This is a genomic window from Saccharothrix sp. 6-C (assembly GCF_016695385.1).
In the GTDB taxonomy this organism is placed as follows: Bacteria; Actinomycetota; Actinomycetes; order Mycobacteriales; family Pseudonocardiaceae; genus Actinosynnema; species Actinosynnema texasense.
The window spans coordinates 1,159,276-1,179,568 of the sequence record NZ_CP064192.1; the positions used below are offsets into that span (position 1 = coordinate 1,159,276).

A 20,293-nucleotide genomic window follows, 5' to 3' on the forward strand; every position below is an offset into this window, starting at 1 on the left:
TCCGATGATCGGTCCATGGCATTGACCGAACAGGCCCGAGCGGTGCTGGCGAAGCTCGCGGGCGCGCCCGCGCTGGAGGAGCTGACCGTCTTCGAGGCGCGCCAGGCGCAGTGGGGGTTCCTGGCGTTCCAGGGCCCACCGGAGCCGGTGGCACGCGTCGCGCACCTCTTCGTGCCCGGCCCGACGGCCGACCTGCCCGCGCGCATCTACTACCCGGAGGGCGACGGGCCGTTCCCGGCGATCGCGTTCCTGCACGGCAGCGGCTGGGTGACGTGCAACCTCGACGTCTACGACGTGGCGCTGCGCGCGCTGGCCGTCGCCACCGGGCACGCGGTGTTCGCGGTGAACTACCAGAAGGCGCCGGAGCACCCGTTCCCCGTGCCGCTGGACGACTCCTACGCGGCCACGGCGTGGCTGTTCGAGCACGCGGCGTCGGTGGACGTCGACCCGGCGCGGATCGGGGTGATGGGCGACAGCGCGGGCGGCAACCTCGCCGCCGCCGTGGCGCTCAAGGCCCGCGGGACGCTCGACCTGGCGTTCCAGGTGCTGGTGGCGCCGGCGCTGGACGTCGACTTCACCACCCGGTCCTACGTGGATCACGCGACGGGCTTCGCATTGTCGACCGGGACGATGCGGTGGTTCTGGGCGCAGTACCTCGGGTCGGCCCCGGTTTCCGGCCTCGCCGCGCCGTTGCGCGCGCCGGAGGTGGGCGGGCTGCCGCCCGCGTTCGTGGCCATCGCCGGGCACGACCCCGTGCGCGACGACGGCGAGCGGTACGCGGCCCGGTTGGCGGCGGCCGGCGTGCCGGTGCGGCTGCGGGAGTTCGAGGGCACGATCCACCCGTTCCTGCTGATGGACGGGGCGCTCGACGAGTACCGCGTGCTGCTGGGCGAGCTGCGCACCTGGCTCGGTGCACGATGATGCCGCCCGCGCTGCTCGCGCTGGCCGTCGGGGCGTTCGGCATCGGCACCACGGAGTTCGTGATCGTCGGCCTGCTGCCGCAGGTGGCGGGCGATCTGGGGGTGTCGATCCCGTCCGCCGGGCTCTTGGTCTCCGGGTACGCGCTGAGCGTCGTGGTCGGCGCGCCGCTGATCACCGCGGGCGGGTCGCGGCTGCCGCGCAAGCAGCTGCTGGTCGGCCTGATGGGGCTGTTCATCCTGGGCAACCTGGTGTGCGCGGTGGCCGACGACTACGCGTTGCTCATGGTGGGCCGGGTCGTCGCCGCGCTGTGCCACGGCGCGTTCTTCGGTGTCGGGTCCGTGGTGGCGGCCGGGTTGGTCGCGCCGGACCGGCGGGCGCGGGCGATCGCGATGATGTTCACCGGGCTGACCGCCGCGAACGTGCTGGGCGTGCCGGCGGGCACGGCGCTGGGCCAGGAGCTCGGCTGGCGGTCGACGTTCTGGGCGGTGACCGCGCTGGGCGTGGTCGGGCTGGTGGGGATCGTGGCGCTGGTGCCGCCGCAGCCCGCGTCGACCGGGCTGCGCGGCGAGCTGGCGGTGTTCCGCCGACCGGGGGTGTGGCTCGCGCTGGTGACGACGGCGCTCGGGTTCGGCGCGGTGTTCGCGTCGTTCACCTACGTCGCGCCGATGATGACGGAGGTGGCCGGGTTCTCGCCGGGCGCGGTGACGTGGCTGCTGGTGCTGTTCGGGGTCGGGCTGTTCGTGGGGAACGTGGTCGGCGGGCGGGCGGCGGACCGCCGCCTGATGCCCAGCCTGTACGCGTTCCTGGGCGCGCTCGTGGTGGTGCTGGTGGTGTTCGCGTTCACCGCCCAGTGGGCCGTGCCGGCGGCGATCACGATCGCGGTGTTCGGCGTGTTCGGGTTCGCGACCGTGGCGCCCTTGCAGGCCAGGGTGTTGGAGCAGGCGTCGGGCGCGCCCGCGCTGGCGTCGGCGGCGAACATCGCCGCGTTCAACCTCGGCAACGCGGCGGGCGCGTGGCTGGGCGGCGCGGCGATCGACGCCGGGTACGGCTACACCGCGCCCAACTGGGTGGGCGCGGCGCTGGCGTTGGCCGGTCTCGGGGTGGCGGTGGCGAGCGGGGTCAGCGACCGAGCGCGTCGATCTCGGCCAGCAGCGACCGTTTGAGGCCCTCGGACGCGAAGCTGGCCCGCACCCCGGTGCGGGCCAGCTCCGCGAGCTCGCCCCGGCCGAGGCCGAACGCCTCGTGGCACAGCAGGTACTCGCGGTCCAGGTCGGTGTGGAACATGCCGGGGTCGTCCGTGGCCAGGGTGACCGGCACGCCCGCGTCGAGCAGCTTCGGCAGCGGGTGCTCCGCGATGTCCTTGACGGCGCCCGTGCGCAGGTTCGACGTGGGGCAGACCTCCAGGGTGATCCGCTCGGCGGCCAGCCGGCGCAGCAGCTCGGGGTCGGCCGCCGCGTTGACGCCGTGGCCGATCCGCTCCGCGTGCAGCTCGTCCAGGGCTTCGCGGACCTGGTCGGGGCCGGTGGTCTCGCCCGCGTGGGGCACGCAGTGCAGGCCCGCGTCCCGGGCGACGGCGAACGCCTCCCGGAACGCCCGCCGCGGCGCGTCCGCCTCGAACCCGCCGAGCCCGAAGCCGACGGTGCCCGGCGGGCGGTGGGTGACGGCGTACCGCGCGCTGGTCAGGCCGAAGTCGCGGTCCCAGAGGCCGGGGATGTCGAACACCCACGCCAGCTCGACCCCGTGCTCGGCCAACGCCTGCTCGCGGCTGGTGGCGAGCGCCTCGTCCAGCTCCTGCGGCGCGATGCCCGCGCGCAGGTGGCTGGTCGCGCTCACGGTCACCTCGGCGTAGCGGACGTTGCGCCGCGCCTGCTCCTCGGCCAGGCCCAGGACCAGCGCGGCGACGTCGTCGCCCGTGGTGACCAGGTCGTTCACCGCCGCGTAGACGTCGATGAAGTGGCCGAAGTCGGTGAACTCGTAGAACCGGAGCAGGTCGGCCTCGTCGGTCGGGACCCCGTGCTGCGGGTGCCGGCGGGCGAGGGTGAGGACGGTGGCGGGGGAGGCTGACCCGACGAGGTGGACGTGCAACTCCACTTTGGGCAGCGCGGCGATGAAGTCACGCATGGCCCGGGCGAGTCTGCACAGGTCTCCGCCGCTGGTCAAGGGGCCGTTCGTCGGGTCTTCCCGGCTTGTCCACAGTGGACTTTGGGCGCCCTTGACAGGTGTTGTGGCGCGAGGGATGGTCAGCCCGAAACCTGTCCTACACATGATGGGGGTTCGGTCGTGAAGGGTGCACGGAGAGCCGCGGTGCTCGCCGCTCTGGTGACGTTGCCGCTGGGGCTGACGCCCGCGGTGGCCGGCGCCGTCGCGGAAGGCCCGGTGTTCGTCGGCGGCGAGGCGCAACCCGTCTTCGACCCGAAGGACGTGGTCCGCGAGAGCCTGTGGGTGCGCGCGCCGGTCGACAGCGACCGCGACGGGCACGACGACGAGGTCTACACCGAGGTGGTGCGCCAGAAGGCCACCGACCGCGGCCTGAAGGTCCCGGTGGTGTTCTTCAACAGCCCGTACTTCTCCGGCGGCAACGACGTGGCCAACCACGACGTCGACGTGGAGCTGTACGTGCCGAACCGGCGCGGCGGGTACGACAAGCGGGACGGCTCGCTGCTCAAGGCGGAGGCCGACGAGCGGATCGCCGCCGCCGTCGGGCCCAACCCGGCCCCGATCGGGTCCGGGCGCTACGAGGACTACTTCGTCTCCCGCGGCTTCGCCATGGTCTACGCCGAGTCGCTGGGCACCGGCCAGTCCACCGGCTGCCCCACCTCGGGCGGGCACAACGAGACCGTCGGCTCGAAGTCCGTGGTCGACTGGCTCAACGGCCGCGCCACCGCGCGCGACGCGGCGGGCGCGCCGGTCACGGCGGGCTGGAGCACCGGCAAGGTCGCGATGATGGGCGTGTCCTACAACGGCACCCTGCCCAACGCCGTCGCCGCCACCGGGGTCGAGGGCCTGGAGGCCATCGTGCCCATCGCCGCCATCTCCAGCTGGTACGACTACTACCGGGCCGACGGCGCGGTGGTCGCGCCCGGCACGTTCCAGGGCGAGGACCTGGACGTGCTGGCGGAGTACGTCTACACGCGCGCGGACCGGGAGGTCTGCAAGCCGGTGATCGCCGACGTGGCGGCCAGGCAGGACCGCGTGACCGGTGACTACAGCGAGTTCTGGGACGAGCGCAACTACGTCAAGGACGCGTCCAAGGTGCGGGCCGCGGTACTGGCCGTGCACGGGTTGAGCGACTGGAACGTGAAGCTCAAGCACGTCTCGCAGTGGTACGACGCGCTGCGGCGGCACGACGTGGAGCACAAGATCTGGCTGCACCAGTCCGGGCACACCGACCCGGACACGCTGCGGTCGGTCGAGTGGCGGCGCACGATCAACCGCTGGTTCAGCCACTACCTGTACGGCGTCGACAACGGCGTCGAGCGCGAGCCGAAGGCGACGATCCAGCGCGAGGACAAGACCACGTGGGTGGACGAGGCCGACTGGCCCGCCCCCGGCACGTCGACCGCCAGGCTGCACCCGTGGGCGGGCGGCTCGACCAAGGGCGCGCTGCGGTTCGAGCCGGTGCCCGGCAGGGCCGTGGTCGAGTCGTTGCGCGACGACTCGTCCAAGCTCGCCGAGGACCTGATCGACCTGCCCGGCTCCGGCAACCGGCTGTCGTACACGACGAAGCCGACCGCCTCGCCGCTGCGGTTCTCCGGCGTGGCCCGGGTGGACCTGGCGATCTCGTTCGACCGGCCGGCGGCCAACGTGACCGCGTTGCTGGTGGACCGGGCGCCGGACGGCACGTCGCACGTGATCACCCGGGGGTGGACCGACCCGCAGAACCGGGTGTCGCCGTCGCGGACCAAGCCGGTGGAGCCGGGCAAGCAGTACCGGGTCGAGGTCGAGCTGGAGCCGAACGACTACGTGGTCCCGTCTGGTCACCGCGTCGAGTTCGTGCTGATGTCTTCTGACCACGACTACACGCTGCGGCCGGACCCGGGCGCGGGGCTGTCGGTCGACTTGAACTCGACGGTCGTGGAACTCCCCGTGGTCGGGGGCCTCGCCGCGTTGCGCCGATCGGTTGGTTAGAAAGTACTTAACGAAGCGTCTACTTCGAAAGTCTTCCACTTGCGGGTGCGGTTGTGGTCGGATCTGCGCCACAGTCGTCAAGGAGGTGGCAGATGAGTCGAACCCGGCGCGCTCTGGTCACGGCACTGGTGGCGCCGCTGGTCGGCCTCGTCCTCACGCAGGGCGAGGCCGCCGCGGCGCCCGGGTTCCAGATGCCGTTCCCGTGCAACCAGGTCTGGTCTGGTCAGACCCGGACCGCGCACAGCCCGGCCAACGCCGTCGACTTCAACCGGACCGACGACGTCGGCGACCCGGTGGTGGCGTCGGCGGCGGGCACGGTGACGCGGGTGGAGAACGAGGGGAGCACCAGCTACGGCCGGTGGATCGAGATCGGTCACGGCGGCGGGTGGCGCACCCGGTACGCGCACCTGTCCGTGCAGCGGGTGAGCGTCGGCCAGGCCGTGTCGAAGGGTCAGCGCATCGGCGACGTCGGCACGACCGGCGGCTCGACGGGCCCGCACCTCCACTTCGAGCAGCGGCTCGACGGGGTCGCGCAGAAGGTCGTGTTCAACGGCTCGCAGATCCTCTACTGGGGCACGCGCAACTACACCAGCCGCAACTGCTGAGTGGGCGATTCTTTGCTGCTCCGTTCGGTTGGTTAGGAACTAATTCACTAACTCAATACCTGGTAAGTCTTCCACTAAGACGGTCGGGCGTGGTCGGATGATCACCCCCAGTCGTCAAGGAGGTGGCAGATGAGCCGACGTGTGTTCGTCACGGCCTTGGTGGCGCCGCTGATCGGCCTCGTCCTCACGCAGGGCGAGGCCGCGGCGGCGCCGACCTTCCAGATGCCGTTCCCGTGCAACCAGGTGTGGGAAGGCCAGACCCGCACCAACCACAGCCCCGCGAACTCGGTCGACTTCAACCGGGCCAACGACGACGGCGACCCGGTGGTCGCGTCGGCGGCGGGCAGCGTGACGAGGGTCGCGAACGAGGGCAGCACGAGCTACGGGCGGTGGGTCGAGATCGACCACGGCGGTGGCTGGCGCACCCGGTACGCGCACCTGTCCGCGCAGAGCGTGTCCGTCGGGCAGTCCGTGCGGATCGGCCAGCGGGTCGGCAGCGTGGGGACCACCGGCGGGTCCACCGGGCCGCACCTGCACTACGAGCAGCGGCTCAACGGCGTCGACCAGAAGATCAAGTTCAACGGGACGCAGATCTACTACTGGGGCACGCGCAGCTACACCAGCCGCAACTCGTGCGGCACCAGCGGGGTGACCGGCACCGTCGGCACCGACAGCGGCGCCGCCGTGACCATCCGGTCCGGCCCCGGCACCCAGTACGCGGCCGTCGGCTCGGTGGCGAGCGGCGCGACGGTGACGATCAGCTGCCAGGCGAAGGGCGAGACGATCACCGGCAAGTACGGCACCACCAGCCTGTGGGACAAGATCGGGTCGGGGTACATCTCCGACGCGTACGTGTACACAGGCTCGGACGGTCAAGTAGCACCGAGCTGCTGAGTTCCCGCAGGTCGCCGGCCGCTCCCGCCTTCGGCGGGAGCGGCCTTCTCGGAGTTGTCCACAGTTCGCGGATCGCCGCCGGCGCGCCCAGGGGGTCCCGGGCCAAGGTCTGACCCATGACGAAGCTGCTTCCCTCGACCCGCCTGCGCGACCCGGGCGACCTGATCGCCGCCGTGCCGCACCTGCTCGGCTTCCACCCGTCCGACTCGGTGGTGGTGCTGGTGGTGAGCGACGACGACGTGGCCATGACGCTGCGCGTCGACCTGCCGCCGGCGGGCGTGCCGCACCGCGTGACCGACCGGCTCACCGCGCCCCTGGCCAGGTGCCGGGGTGACGACGCGGTGGTGGTGGTCATCGGCGGCGGGTCGAGCGACCCGCCCGAGGACCTGCCGCACGACGCGCTGGTGGACGAGCTGGAGGACGCGCTCCACGAGGCCGACGTGCCGCTGCTGCTGGCGGTGTGGACGCGTGCGACGGCGAAGGGCGAGCGCTGGTTCGACTACCACGACGTCGGCACCTCGGGCGTCGTGCCGGACCCGTCGAGCACGGCGCTCGCCGCGGCCTCGGCGGCGGAGGGCCACGTCACCTACGGCAGCCGTGAGGCGATGAGCGCCGTGCTGGTCCCGGACCCGCCGGACGCCCTGTCCCGCCGCTCCACCCTCCTCAACCGCCTGGCCGCCGACGACCCGGCGCCGGACGACGAGACCGTGCCCCGACGCGACCGCGACCTGATCCACGCGGAGGTGCTGCGCGCGGCCACCCGCAAACGCCCGCTGACCGACGAGGAGGTGGCCGACCTGGCGCACGCCCTGTCGAACCCGTTGACGAGGGACTCCGCCCTGGCCTACTGCGTCGGCGAGCACGCCTCGGGCGCCGAGGCCCTGTGGACCGAGCTGACCCGGGCGAGCCCCGTCCCGGAACGGGCGGAACCGGCCACCCTGCTCGCCTTCTCCGCCTACGTCCGGGGCAACGGCACCCTGGCCCTCCTCGCCCTGGACCGCGCCGAGGAGGCGAACCCGAACCACCGCCTGACCGAACTGCTCCGCGCCGCCCTCGCGGGAGGCCTGCCCCCAACCCAGATCCGCCACCTGGCCGAACAAGTCGCCGCCACCGACTGGACCACCCCGCCAACCGCCCCCTGACCGCTGACCACCCCGTAACCACCCACCTCCCCACCCCACCGGCCTCTCACTCGCCGCCCCCACCCGGCGGCCTCAAGCCTCCGCCGCCGACCCGCCGCCGCCAGTCTCAAGCCTCCGCCACCAGCCCACCGCCATCGCACTCACTCAGCCACCGACCATCCGATCGACATCAATCCCGACCCGACCGCCGCCACCTCAACTCCAACCGGCCGCCACCACCCGCCGCCCGCCTCCGACCGCACCCCCACCGACCACACCGTCCGACCACCGACCACACCCGCCGCCGATCAACATCCTCCGACCGACCCTGTCGCCCACCCCAGTCACTGGCCGATCACCAACCATCAACCACCGCCAACCACCGCCTGACCGCTGACCACGCCCGTAACCACTCGCCTCCGCACCCCGCCGGCCTCTCACTCGCCGCCCCCACCCCCGGTGCGCACCGCCCGCCGCCCGCCTCCGACCGCACCCGCCATCGTCCGCGCCGCCCGACCGCCGACTACCGACCGCCGCCGATCAACATCCTCCGACTGACCCTGTCGCCCAACCCGGTCACTGGCCGATCACCAACCACCAACCACCGCCTGACCGCTGACCACCCCCGTAACCGCTCGCCTCCGCACCCCGCCGGCCTCTCACTCGCCGCCCCCACCCCCGGTGCGTACCGCCCGCCACCCGCCTCCGACCGCGCCCGCCTCCGACCACGCCCGCAGACTGCCGCCCGCCGCCGATCACTACCCACCACAGACCGATGTCCGCCACCCGCCGCCGCCGACCGCTACCCACGACCGACTACCGACCACGGCCGTCGACACCGCTACCCGCCGGCCATCGCGCTGTCCACCGCCGGCCACCACCTCCGACTGCCGACCGCCGCCACCGATCGGCACCCCCGCCGACCGCCGCGGTCATCTGCCTGCCGACCGCCAACCACTCTCCGGCTGGCGCCACTCGCGCCGGCCACCTGTCACCCACCGGTGGTAGCCGCCGAACCCCGACCCACCGGCCCAGTCCGACCGACCCACCGAGCGTCGAGCATCCGCAGCCGGCCATCCGCCAGAGTGGAGGTTTCCCCGTGCCCGCCCGTCCGTCTAGATCAGTTCCGGTCGCCGCCAGGGTTCGCCGAGCACGTGCTCCGCCAAGAAGGCGAAGATCGTCTCGTACCAGACCTTGGCGTTGCCCGGCGTGAGGATCCAGTGGTTCTCGCTCGGGAAGTACAAGAACTTCGCCGGCACGCCGTGCCGCACGAGGTCGAAGTAGAGGCGTTGACCCTCGCCGATCGGGACCCGGTAGTCCTTGTCGCCGTGGATCACCAGCATCGGCGTCTTGACGTCCGCCACCCGCAGGTGGGGCGAGTTCGCCCGCACGCTGTCCTGCTGCCGCAGCGGGTCGCCCATCTCGCGGATCCAGTAGTACGAGTCGTCGGTGGTGCCGGTGAACGCGTCCAAGTGCCACAACGACGCGTGCGTCACGATCGCCTTGAACCGGTCGGTCTGCGTGGCGATCCAGTTCGCCATGTACCCGCCGAACGACCCGCCCATGGCGGCCGTGCGCGAGTCGTCGATGTCGTCCCGCCGCTCCACCACGTCGGTGATCGCCATCAGGTCCGTGTACGGCTTGCCGCCCCACGAACCCCACCCGGCGCGCACGAAGTCGTACCCGTACCCGGTCGACAACGCCGGGTCCGGGAGCAGCACCGCGTAGCCCCGGGCCGCCATCAGCCACGGGTTCCAGCGCCAGCTCCACCCGCTCCAGCTCATCACCGGACCGCCGTGCACCCACAGCAGCATCGGCGCGGGCTGCTCGGCCGACGCGCCGTTCGGCAGCACCAGCCACGCCCGCACGGTCCGGCCGTCCTCGACCACCGTCTCGACCTCGGTCAACGTCCCCGGCACCGACTCCACCGCGCCGGGCGCGGGCAGTGGCACGGCGACCTGGTCCACACCGGACGACGACAGCCGCACGGGCTGCGGCGGGTGGTCCCACGCGCTGCGCAACGCGTACACCGACGCGCCGTCGGGGCTGACCCGCACATCGGTGTACGCGCCGGACGCGGTCAGCTTCACCACCGAGCCGGACGCCAGGTCGAGCTTCCAGATCGGCTGGTGACCCCGGTGGCTGCTGGTGAAGTACACCGCGTCACCGGCCGGGCTCACCACCGGGTGGTCGGGCTCCTCGGCGAAGTCCGCCGCCAGCTCCTCGACCGCCCCGGACTCCAGGTCGACGCGCACCAACGTGTTCGTCCACGGCAGGTCCTCGGTGGAGTCGAACGCGCGCACCGCGATCACACCCGACGAGTCCGGCAGGAACACCGGCTGCAGGAACGAGTGCCCGTCCAGCTCCGCCAGCACCCGGTCGGTGGCGCCGTCGGTCGACGTCAGCCGCAGCCGCACCCGTTGGCCGTACGCCGCGCTCACCACGACACCTTCGGTGCGCACGACCCACCGGCCGTCGGGGCTGATCGCGGGCGAGTCGTCCAGCCGCGCCGCGGCGTCGGGCGTCAGGTCCACCAGCTCCGACGACGGGTCGACGCGATCGCGGTCCACCCCGACCGGCGACGTGGTCGCCAGCAGCCGGGGGAAGCTCGGCCCGAGGTCGGCGTCCCAGTACCGCACCGGGTACGACTCGTGCAGGATCGCGGTCACCCCGGCGTCCTCGCGGGCCTTGCGGTGCTCCGCGTCGCGCTCGCCGAACGTCGCGCCCGGGTGCGCGCCCGACGCGAGCAGCACCGTGCCCGCGTCCCGCGCCACCGCGAACTCCGACACCCCGCCGGCCGGGCGGCACAGCTCGCGGGCCTCGCCGACGGGCGGCAGCAGCCACAGCGCCGCCTTGTCCTTCGAGTCGCGGTCGGCCGGCTTGGCCTCCTGGTCGGGCCGCGCGGAGAGGAACAGCACCGCGCCGTCCGGCGTGAACGCGGGCGCCGACTCGCCCTTCGCGCCCCGCGTCAACCGCCGCGCGGGACGTTCGCCCGCCGGGTCGACCTCCCACAGCGCGCCCTGCCACGCCTTGCCGTCCGGCGAGAGCGTCGCCACCACCGTGACCAGCCGCGTGCCGTCCGGGGACAGCGCCAGCGACGAGATCCGCGGCATCTCCGTGAACGAGGTCAGGTCCCCGAACCCGGCCTCGGTGATCTTGCCTGCCATCACGCCCCCTGCTGTGACCGGGTGAAGTCCCACGCGTCGCGCACGATGCCGGCCAGGTCCACCCGCTCGGGCTTCCAGCCCAGCTCGGTGCGCGCCTTCTCGCTGGAGGCCACGAGCACCGCCGGGTCGCCCGCCCGGCGCGGCGCGACGTCGGTCGGGATGGGGTGGCCGGTCACCTCGCGGCAGGCGTCGATGACCTGCTTGACCGAGAAACCGAGGCCGTTGCCCAGGTTGTAGATGCGGTGCTCGCCCGTCGTCGCGTGCGCCAGCGCCCGCAGGTGCGCGTCGGCCAGGTCGACGACGTGGATGTAGTCGCGCACGCACGTGCCGTCGTCGGTGGGCCAGTCGTCGCCGTACACCTGCACCTGCTCACGGCGACCGGACGCGACCTGGAGCACGATCGGGATCAGGTGCGTCTCCACGCCGTGCCGCTCGCCGAACCGCCCGTACGCGCCCGCCACGTTGAAGTAGCGCAGCGACACGGCGGCCAGGCCGTGCGCGGCGGCGTAGGAGGTGATCGCGTGGTCGATCGCGAGCTTGGTCGCGCCGTAGGGGTTGGTGGGGCGCGTCGGCGCGGTCTCCGCGATCGGCACCTGCTCCGGCTCGCCGTAGGTCGCGGCGGTGGAGGAGAACACCAGCCGGGGCGTGCCGTGCGCGCGCATCGCGTCGAGCAGCCGCAGCGACGTCACCACGTTGCCCTGCCAGTACTTCGCCGGGTCCTGCATGGACTCGCCGACCAGCGACTTGGCCGCGAAGTGCAGCACACCGTCGAACCTCTCGGCGAGCACCTCGCCGATCGCGTCGTCGATGCCCGCCTCGACCAGCCGCACGCCGTCCGGCACCGCGTCCGCGTGCCCGGTGGACAGGTCGTCCAGCACGACCACCTCGTGCCCGGACTCGACCAGCCTGGCCGCGCAGACGCTGCCCACGTACCCGGCGCCGCCCGTGACGAGCAACTTCACCCTGAATCCCCGCTTTCGACCAGTTCGTCAGTGATCCCGGCCGGCGCCCGCGGAGGGCACGGCCGTGAAAGTCCTCGGTGTCGTCCAGCCGCGCCCGGCGAACGCGGCGAGCACCCGCCGCACCACCTCGTCGTGCCGTTCGACGGGCACCAGCGCGATCGCCGACCCGCCGAAACCGCCGCCGGTCATCCGCGCGCCCAACGCGCCCGCCGCCTTCGCCGCGTCCACCGCGACGTCCAGCTCGGGCGCGGACACCTGGTAGTCGTCGCGCAGCGACGCGTGGGAGGCGTCCAGCAGCGGCCCCAGCTCCGCCAACCGGCCGGCGCGCAGCAGCTCGACGGCCGCCAGCACCCGGTCGTTCTCGGTCACCACGTGCCGCACCAGCGGGCGCAGCTGTTCGGGCAACCGGGCCAGCGCGTCGGCCAACCCGTCGACGTCCACGTCCCGCAGCGCGGGCACGCCCAGGAGCGACGCGGCCTCCTCGCAGCCCGCCCGCCGGGCGCCGTAGCCGCCGTCGGTGTGCGAGTGGCTCGCCCGCGTGTCGATCACCAGCACTTCCAGGCCGTGCTCGGCGGCGTCGAACGGCACCTGCTCGGCCTCGAACGACCGCACGTCCAGGAACAGCACGTGCGCCTCGGTGCAGCACAGCGACGCGGTCTGGTCGAGTAGACCGGTGGGCGCGCCGACGAAGTCGTTCTCCGCGCGCTGCACCCAGCGCGCGATCCGCGGCAGGTCGTCGGCCGCGCGCCCGGCCAGCCCGAGCAGCGCCAACGCCACCGCGCACTCCAGCGCGTGCGACGAGGACAGGCCCGCGCCCGCCGGCACGTCGCCCGCGATCACCAGGTCCGCCCCGCCGGTCAGGCCCTGCTCGCGCAGCGACCAGGCGACACCCGCCGGGTACGCCGCCCAGCCGCCGACCGCGCCGGGCTCCAGGTCGGCGACCAGCACCGGCGCGGCCTGCTGCACCACGCCGTCGTCACCCACGGTGGCCACGCGCAGCCGGCCGTCGTCACGCGCCGACGCGGCCACCGCGGTCCGGTGGGGCAGCGCGAACGGCAGGACGAAGCCGTCGTTGTAGTCGGTGTGCTCCCCGATCAGGTTCACCCGGCCGGGTGCCGACCAGACACCGCTGGGCTCGGCGCCGTGCAGCCGGGTGAACGCGGCGACCGCGCGCCGCGTCGGGCTCACCGGGCCTGCACCAGGACGGCGTGCGCCACGGCGGGGTCCAGCTCGGCGACCGTGCCGTTGCCGCGCACCTGGATCACCTTCGCGCCGCCGAGCGAGTCGACCTCGACCGTGCCGCCCGGCACCACGCCGGCGGCCTTCAGCTCGGCCATCAGGTCCTCGTCGAGCTGCACGTGCTCGGCGATCCGGCGCACCTCGACGTGGCCGCCGCCGCGGCGGGCCACCTCGTCGATCCGCACCAGGTCGGCCTCGGCGGGCGGGGCGGGCTCGCCGTCGCCCAGCTTGTCCAGCCCGGGGATGGGGTTGCCGTAGGGCGAGGTGGTGGGGTTGCCGAGGAGCTTGACGAGCTTGCGTTCGACGGCCTCGCTCATGACGTGCTCCCAGCGGCACGCCTCGCTGTGCACGTGCTCCCACTCCAGGCCGATGATGTCGACCAGGAGGCGCTCGGCGAGCCGGTGCTTGCGCATGACCGCGATGGCCAGGTTGCGGCCCTGCTCGGTCAGCTCGAGGTGCCGGTCGTCGGCCACGACGACCAGGCCGTCGCGCTCCATCCGGCCGACCGTCTGGCTCACCGTCGGACCGCTCTGGCCCAGCCGCTCGGCGATGCGCGCGCGCAGGGGCACCACGCCTTCTTCTTCGAGCTCGTAGATCGTGCGGAGGTACATCTCGGTGGTGTCGATGAGGTCGTTCACACCCGCTCCCCTTCGTATGGCGTCAATGCTAGTCGGCCGGTCACGGGTGCAGGATGGTGCCGTGCATCCACTGATCAGCACCGAAGCCCTGGACTCCGCGCTGAACGGCGCCGAACCACCGGTCGTGCTCGACGTCCGGTGGCGCTTGGGAGGACCACCGGGACGTCAAGACTACGAGGTCGGACACGTTCCCGGTGCCGTCTACGTCGACCTCGACACGGAGCTGTCCTCGCCGCCCGGAGCCGGTGGCCGCCACCCGCTGCCCGACCCGGCGGCGCTCCAGGCCGTGCTGCGGGCGGCCGGTGTCCGGCGAGATCACCCGGTCGTGGCATACGACGGTGGTGACGGCTCCGTCGCCGCACGCGCCTGGTGGCTGCTGCGGTGGGCCGGTCACCCGGAGGTGGCGGTGTTGGACGGCGGCTTCGCGGCGTGGACCGCCGAGGGCCGGCCGGTCGACGCGGGCACGCCGTCCCCTGTTCCCGGCGACGTGGTCGTGACGCCCGGCGGCATGCCCGTGCTGGACGCCGACGGGGCCGCCGCGTTCACCGGCACGGGCACGTTGCTCGACGCCCGGGCCCCCGAGCGCTACCGGGGCGAGACCGAGCCGGTCGACCCGCGCGCCGGGCACATCCCGGGCGCGCTGAACGCGCCGACCTCCGGCCACACCTCCGGCGGCCGCTGGCTGCCCGCCGCCGCGCTGGCCGAGCGCTTCGAGGCCATCGGCGTCTCGCCCGACCGCCCGGTCGCGGCCTACTGCGGATCGGGTGTCACGGCGTCGTCCGTGGTCCTGGCCCTGGAGGTGGCCGGCATCACCGCACCCGACCGCCCCGCGCCGCTCTACGCGGGTTCCTGGTCCCAGTGGTCCTCGGACCCCGCCCGACCCGTGTCCGATCGCCGCTCCTCCGCAGACGGCGGCCCGGTCGCGTGAACGTCGACGCGACCACGCGGGGCCACCTGCGGAGCAGGGCGGTCGAACTCAAGCGTTGGGGATCTTCTCGAAGCCCTTGGTGGCGAGCTTGAGCGCGATCTGGCACGGGTCGATCTCGTCGATCGGCGTCACGGTGGCCTGGAACGCGGGGGTGATCTCGTCCGGGTCGTCGGTCAGCATGACCAGCACCGTGCAGTCGCCGCCCTTCTCCTTCACCTCGTACGCGGTGTTGCCGCCGACCTCGATGGTCCGCGCCTCACCCTCGTACTCGGCGAACGTGACCATGAACAGCACGACCGAGAACGGGTCCTCGGTGCTCTGCACGCAGCCCTTCTCGCCGCCCTTCGTCGCGCCGACGGCGGCGGCCACGTCCTCGGGGGTGAGGATGTCGCAGTCCTCGTAGCCCTCGGTCTTCTTCTTCGTCGTGATCTTCACGTCGCCGGAGGGCTTCTCGGCCTCGGTGGTCTTCGGCTCGCCCGCCTTGCTGGAGGCCTTGGGCGAGGACGTCTTGGTCGACGACGGCTTGCCGGAGGCGGTCTTCTCCCCGGTCGACCCACCCGCCGCGGCGACCGGGCTGCCGGAGACCGTGGTGGCGCAGGCAGACAGGCCGAGCGTGAGCGCCATGGCCAGCGCAGCGGTCAGGGCGGGGACTCGTCGCAGGTGCATGTCTTCTCTGACCCCGTTCCGACGTGCGGGGTTCCATCCTCGATGGCCGCAATCCTGGCCCGCGTCGTCTCGGCAGACTCTAAGTCCACCGGGGACCTCCGCACGCCCGGGTCGACCAACCTGTGATCACACCACCGCGTGCCTGGTGGGTTAGGTTGCCGACATGGGTACGGGAGCCGCCGTCGTCTGGGACGAGTCCTTCCTCGCTTACGACCTGGGCGGGGACCACCCGCTCAACCCCGTGCGACTGGACCTGACCGTCCGGCTGGCGACCGCGCTCGGCGTGCTGGACGGTGTGGCGCTCATCGCGCCCGACCCGGCGACCGACGACGAGATCGAACGCGCGCACGAGCCGTCCTACCTCAACGCCGTGCGGGCCGCGCCGATGGCCGGCTGGGACGTCGGCCACGGTCTCGGCACCCCGGACAACCCGGTGTTCGACCGGATGCACGAGGCGTCCGCGCTGGTCGTCGGCGGTTCGCTGGCCGCCGCCCGGCGGATCGCCTCGGGCGAGGCGGACCGGGCGGTGAGCATCGCGGGCGGGCTGCACCACGCCATGCGCGACCACGCGGCCGGGTTCTGCGTCTACAACGACTGCGCCGTGGCCATCTCGTGGCTGCTGGACAACGGCTTCGACCGGATCGCCTACGTCGACACCGACGTGCACCACGGCGACGGGGTGCAGGCCGCGTTCCACGACGACCCGCGCGTGCTCACCGTCTCGATCCACCAGAGCCCGCTGAGCCTCTGGCCGGGCACGGGGCGGCCCGCCGAGGTGGGCGGCGCGGGCGCGGAGGGCGCCAGCGTGAACCTGGCCCTGCCGCCCGGCACCGGCGACCGGGGCTGGCTGCGCGCGTTCGAGGCCACCGTCCCGTCCCTGCTGCGGGCGTTCCGGCCGCAGCTGCTGGTCACCCAGTGCGGCGTGGACACGCACCGCGAGGACCCGCTGGCCGACCTCGCGCTCACCGTGGACGGCCACCGCGCCATCTACCGGCGCCTGCGCGAGCTGGCCGCGGACACCGCGGACGGCCGCTGGCTGGCGCTGGGCGGCGGCGGCTACGAGCTGCTGCGCGTGGTGCCCCGCAGCTGGACGCACCTGCTGGCCACCGTGCTGGACCGGGACGTGGACCCGAACACGCCGCTGCCCGCCGACTGGGTCGCCCACGCCTCGGCCCTGGCGCCGGACCGGCCGCTGCCCACGTCCATGACCGACGGCTCCGACACCGCGTTCGAGCCGTGGGGCGGCCAGCTCGACACCCCGGTCGACCGGGCGCTCGTCGAGACCCGGCGAGCGGTGTTCCCGCTGCACGGCCTGGACCCCGACGACCCGAGGGACTGACAGCCCGTGGACCCGTTCGACTACCCGAGGCACTGGGAGGCCGACGTCGTGCTCAGCGACGGCGGCACGGTCCACCTGCGCCCGATCACGCCCGACGACGCGGAGAAGCTGCTCGCGTTCCACGGCAGGCTGTCCGAGCGGACCCGCTACTACCGCTACTTCGGCCCCTACCCGCGGATGCCCAAGCGGGACCTCGAACGCTTCAGCACGGTCGACCACGCCGACCGGGTCGCGTTCACCGCGCTGCTCGGCGACGACATCGTGGCCGTCGGCCGCTACGACCGCCTCGGCGGAGCTCCCGGCTCCGCCGGGGGGAACTCGGCCGAGGTCGCGTTCGTGGTCGAGGACGCCCACCAGGGCCGCGGCCTCGGCTCGATCCTGCTGGAGCACCTCGCCGCCGCCGCGCGGGAACGCGGGCTGAGCCGGTTCACCGCCGAGGTGCTGGCGGAGAACGGCCAGATGGTGCGGATCTTCCGGGACGCGGGCTACGGCGTGAGCCGCGCGTTCGAGGAGGGCGTGGTGCACCTGGAGTTCGACATCGACCCGACCGAGGAGTCGGTCGAGGTGGCCCGCGCCCGCGAGCAGGCCGCCGAGGCGCGCAGCGTGCACAACCTGCTGCACCCGAGGTCGATCGCGGTGATCGGCGCGTCCACCGACCGGACCAAGATCGGCCACGCGGTCCTGACGCACCTGCTCGCCGCCGACTTCGCCGGGCCGGTCTACCCGGTGAACGCCGAGCACCGCTCCGTGCGCGGGGTGCGCGCCTACCCGTCGGTGCTGGAGATCCCCGACGACGTGGACCTCGCCGTGGTCGCGGTGCCCGCCGCCGGCGTCGACGAGGTGATGGACGCCTGCCTGGCCAAGGGGGTGAAAGCGCTGGTCGTGGTCACGTCCGGGTTCGGCGAGACCGGGCCGGGCGGGTTGAGCGCGGAACGCAGGCTCGCCGCCGAGGCCCGTGCGCACGGCATGCGGGTGGTCGGCCCGAACGCGCTGGGCGTGCTGAACACCGACGCGGGCGTGCGCCTCAACGCCACCCTCGCGCCGGACCTCCCGGCCCGCGGCCGCACCGGGTTCTTCTGCCAGTCCGGCGCGCTGGGCACCGCGATCCTGGCCACGGCCGCCGACCGTGGCCTCGGCCTGTCCACGTTCGTCTCCGCGGGCAACCGCTCGGACGTCTCCGGCAACGACCTGCTCCAGTACTGGGAGACCGACCCGGCCACCGACGTGGTGCTGCTGTACCTGGAGTCGTTCGGCAACCCGCGCAAGTTCGCCCGGCTGGCCCGCCGGCTCGGTCGCACCAAGCCGATCGTCGCGGTGAAGTCCGGTCGGCACGCGGTGACGCCCGCGTTGGCGGCGACCTCGGTGCCGGTGGACGAGTCGAGCGTGCAGGCGCTGTTCGAGCAGGCCGGCGTGATCCGGGTGGAGTCGCTGGCGCAGCTGTTCGACACCGCGCTGCTGCTCGCGCACCAGCCGCTGCCCGCCGGGCCGCGCGTCGCCGTGGTCGGCAACTCGACCGCGATCGGGCTGCTGGCGGCGGACACCGCGCTGGCCCAGGGCCTGGAGCTGGCCGGCGAGCCGGTGGACGTGGGCGCGCAGGCCGGGCCCGAGGCGTTCGCGGCGGCGGTCAAGGAGGCCCTGGACAACCCGGAGGCGGACGCGCTGGTGGTCGTGTTCGTGCCGCCGCTGGCGGTGCCGGGCACGTCGTTCGCCCGCGCGTTGCGCGAGGTGGTGGAGCAGGGCGGGCGGACCAAGCCGATCGCGTCGACGTTCCTGGCCGTGGAGGGCGTGCCGGCCGAGCTGGCGGTGCCCGGTCCCGGTGGCGCGCCCGGCCGGGGTTCCGTGCCGTCCTACCCGAGCCCGGAGCGCGCCGTGCTCGCGTTGGCGCGGGTGACGCGGTACGCGCGGTGGCGGTCCGCGCCGCAGGGCACGTTCGTCCGGCCCGACGGCATCGACGCCGAAGCCGCGCACGCGATCGTGGAGGCGCAGCGGCTCGACGGCGAACGGCCGCTCGACGACGAGACCGCCGAGCGGCTGCTCGCGTGCTACGGGGTCCAGGTCGTGCCGTTCCGGGTGGTGACGTCGGCGGACGACGCGGTGCGCGCGGCGGGGGAGCTGGGCTACCCGGTGGCGATGAAGTCCACCGACGACCGGTTGCGCCATCGCACCGACCTGGTCGGCGTGCGGCTGGACCTGTCCGGTGAGGAAGCCGTGCGCACGGCGTACGGGATGCTGGCCGGGATGTCCGACCGGTCGGACTTGTACGTGCAGCGCATGGCGCCCAAGGGGATCTCGTGCGTGCTGGGCCTGCAGGACGACCCGTCGTTCGGCACGCTGGTGTCGTTCGGGTTGTCGGGGCTGGTCAGCGACCTGCTGGGGGACCGGGCGTACCGGGCGGTGCCGCTGACGGACGCGGACGCGGCGGCGGTGGTGCGCGCGCCCAAGGCCGCGCCGCTGCTGGCGGGCTACCGGGGCGACGAGCCGGCGGACCTGGCCGCGTTGCAGGACCTGGTGCTGCGGCTCGCCGCGCTCGCCGAGGACCTGCCCGAGGTGCGGGAGCTGTCGCTGGAACCCGTGCTGGCCAGCGCCGCCGGCGCGTACGTCAGCAGTGCCCGGGTGACGTTGGGCCCGCCGCCGTACCGGCATGACACCGGTCCCAGGCGGCTGCGCTCACCCGGCGGCGCGCGTTAGCCCGGTCACCTGCTCGATACCCAAACGTCACCCTTGACCGATCCGGTTTCCCTTATCTTCTCCGTGGCTATGGACCAAGTCCTATGAGCCGCTTAGGTTTCCCGGCAACCCGAGGAAGCTCCCGAAAAGGGGAAGAATGGCTCTGGCACCGTTGCGCGCCCTTGTTGTGGCGTGTTCCGCCGCGCTTGTCCTCTCGTCGTGCTCCACCGGTGACGACACGACCGTCGCCGGCAAGGCGGACAGCTCCAGCAAGCTGACGATCGCCGTGGCGTACGACCAACCAGGCCTCGGCCTGCGCCGATTGGACGGCAGCTACCGCGGCTTCGACGTCGACGTGGCCCGTTACGTGGCAAGGGAACTGGGGGTCGACGAATCCGGCATCACCTTCACCGAGGCGACGCCGTCGGAACGCGAGAAGCTGCTGGTCGACGGCGCCGCGGATCTCGTCGTGTCCAGTTACTCGATCACCGACAAGCGCAAGGAGGTAATCGACTTCGTAGGCCCGTATTTCGTGGCCGGGCAGGATCTGCTGGTGCGGTTGACCGACGAGCGGATCACCGGGCCGGAATCGCTCAACTCCGGCAACCTGAAGCTGTGCTCGGTGGCCAACACCACGTCGGCGCAGTACGTGAAGGACCAGTTCGCGCAGTCCGTGCAACTGGTGGAGTACCCGAACTTCAGCGACTGCGTCACGGCGCTGCTGGCGGAGCAGGTGGACGCCATGACGACCGACGACGTGATCCTCGCCGGGTACGCCGCGCAGAACCCCGAGCTGCTGCGGGTGGTCAGCCGGCCGTTCAGCAAGGAGGAGTACGGCATCGGGATGCGCCGAGGCGACCCGACCAGCAAGGCCAAGGTGACCGCGGCCGTTCGGAAGATGATCGACACCGGCGAATGGCGCAAGTCGTTGGAGGCCAACGTGGGCGCGTCGGGTTACCCCATCCCGGACCCGCCGACGCTCGCCGGGTGATCTGCGACCCACCCCGTCAGCGGTCCG

General features: G+C 73.0%; 16 protein-coding genes. 10 read left to right on the forward strand and 6 right to left on the reverse strand.

Annotated features, from left to right (window positions below; translation table 11 throughout):
* The first annotated feature begins 15 nt into the window (after positions 1–15).
* Together IOD16_RS05480 and IOD16_RS05485 are read left to right on the forward strand one after the other, a co-directional pair.
* Complete coding sequence (locus tag IOD16_RS05480; RefSeq protein WP_201439152.1) at positions 16–921, forward strand: alpha/beta hydrolase; 906 nt, start codon at positions 16–18, stop codon at positions 919–921.
* Positions 921–2,084, forward strand: a complete 1,164-nt coding sequence (locus tag IOD16_RS05485) for an MFS transporter (protein ID WP_201441215.1) — start codon at positions 921–923, stop codon at positions 2,082–2,084. Before IOD16_RS05480 ends, IOD16_RS05485 begins: the two co-directional genes overlap by 1 nt.
* On the opposite strand, the gene add is transcribed toward IOD16_RS05485, so the two are convergent.
* Complete coding sequence (gene add / locus IOD16_RS05490; RefSeq protein ID WP_201439153.1) at positions 2,041–3,042, reverse strand: adenosine deaminase; 1,002 nt, start codon at positions 3,040–3,042, stop codon at positions 2,041–2,043. The two genes, IOD16_RS05485 and add, sit on opposite strands and share 44 nt — an antisense overlap.
* Before the next feature lie 159 nt (positions 3,043–3,201).
* On the opposite strand from add, the gene IOD16_RS05495 reads away from it, so the two are divergent.
* The 4 genes from IOD16_RS05495 to IOD16_RS05510 all read left to right on the forward strand — a co-directional run bounded on the left by IOD16_RS05495 (position 3,202) and on the right by IOD16_RS05510 (position 7,690).
* Positions 3,202–5,049 (forward strand): Xaa-Pro dipeptidyl-peptidase, encoded by a 1,848-nt coding sequence (locus IOD16_RS05495; RefSeq protein ID WP_201439154.1) that lies wholly within the window; start codon positions 3,202–3,204, stop codon positions 5,047–5,049.
* Between the two features lie 92 nt (positions 5,050–5,141).
* Positions 5,142–5,654, forward strand: coding sequence for a M23 family metallopeptidase (locus IOD16_RS05500; RefSeq protein ID WP_201439155.1), 513 nt, complete (start codon positions 5,142–5,144; stop codon positions 5,652–5,654).
* A 129-nt stretch (positions 5,655–5,783) separates the two neighbouring features.
* Positions 5,784–6,548, forward strand: coding sequence for a M23 family metallopeptidase (locus tag IOD16_RS05505; RefSeq protein WP_201439156.1), 765 nt, complete (start codon positions 5,784–5,786; stop codon positions 6,546–6,548).
* Between the two features lie 116 nt (positions 6,549–6,664).
* A complete protein-coding gene (locus tag IOD16_RS05510; RefSeq protein ID WP_201439157.1) occupies positions 6,665–7,690 on the forward strand; it encodes a DUF4192 domain-containing protein in 1,026 nt (341 codons plus the stop codon).
* A 1,094-nt stretch (positions 7,691–8,784) separates the two neighbouring features.
* Here the strand turns inward: IOD16_RS05510 and IOD16_RS05515 are convergent.
* Genes IOD16_RS05515 through IOD16_RS05530 form a run of 4 tightly spaced genes read right to left on the reverse strand, consistent with a single transcriptional unit; the run spans position 8,785 to position 13,675 of the window.
* On the reverse strand, positions 8,785–10,836 hold the full coding sequence (locus IOD16_RS05515; RefSeq protein ID WP_201439158.1) for an alpha/beta hydrolase family protein: 2,052 nt from the start codon (positions 10,834–10,836) through the stop codon (positions 8,785–8,787).
* Entirely contained in the window at positions 10,836–11,798 is a 963-nt protein-coding gene (gene galE, locus IOD16_RS05520; protein WP_201439159.1) for a UDP-glucose 4-epimerase GalE, read from the reverse strand. The genes IOD16_RS05515 and galE overlap by 1 nt, the downstream gene beginning before the upstream one ends.
* Before the next feature lie 27 nt (positions 11,799–11,825).
* Entirely contained in the window at positions 11,826–12,986 is a 1,161-nt protein-coding gene (galK, locus tag IOD16_RS05525; RefSeq protein ID WP_201439160.1) for a galactokinase, read from the reverse strand.
* Positions 12,983–13,675, reverse strand: coding sequence for a metal-dependent transcriptional regulator (locus IOD16_RS05530; protein WP_123743353.1), 693 nt, complete (start codon positions 13,673–13,675; stop codon positions 12,983–12,985). The genes galK and IOD16_RS05530 overlap by 4 nt, the downstream gene beginning before the upstream one ends.
* A 61-nt stretch (positions 13,676–13,736) precedes the next feature.
* Here IOD16_RS05530 and IOD16_RS05535 point away from each other — a divergent pair, with 61 nt between their 5' ends.
* Positions 13,737–14,603 (forward strand): sulfurtransferase, encoded by an 867-nt coding sequence (locus IOD16_RS05535; RefSeq protein ID WP_201439161.1) that lies wholly within the window; start codon positions 13,737–13,739, stop codon positions 14,601–14,603.
* Between the two features lie 48 nt (positions 14,604–14,651).
* Here IOD16_RS05535 and IOD16_RS05540 read toward each other — a convergent pair whose 3' ends face one another.
* Positions 14,652–15,269, reverse strand: a complete 618-nt coding sequence (locus IOD16_RS05540; RefSeq protein ID WP_201439162.1) for a hypothetical protein — start codon at positions 15,267–15,269, stop codon at positions 14,652–14,654.
* 163 nt (positions 15,270–15,432) lie between these two features.
* On the opposite strand from IOD16_RS05540, the gene IOD16_RS05545 reads away from it, so the two are divergent.
* From IOD16_RS05545 to IOD16_RS05555, 3 genes are all read left to right on the forward strand, one after another.
* A complete protein-coding gene (locus tag IOD16_RS05545) occupies positions 15,433–16,608 on the forward strand; it encodes an acetoin utilization protein AcuC (protein WP_201439163.1) in 1,176 nt (391 codons plus the stop codon).
* A gap of 6 nt (positions 16,609–16,614) precedes the next feature.
* The gene (locus IOD16_RS05550) at positions 16,615–19,296 is read left to right on the forward strand and encodes a bifunctional acetate--CoA ligase family protein/GNAT family N-acetyltransferase (RefSeq protein WP_201439164.1); all 2,682 of its coding nucleotides are present in this window, start codon (positions 16,615–16,617) and stop codon (positions 19,294–19,296) included.
* 136 nt (positions 19,297–19,432) lie between these two features.
* Entirely contained in the window at positions 19,433–20,266 is an 834-nt protein-coding gene (locus IOD16_RS05555; RefSeq protein ID WP_201439165.1) for a glutamate ABC transporter substrate-binding protein, read from the forward strand.
* Positions 20,267–20,293 lie beyond the last annotated feature (27 nt).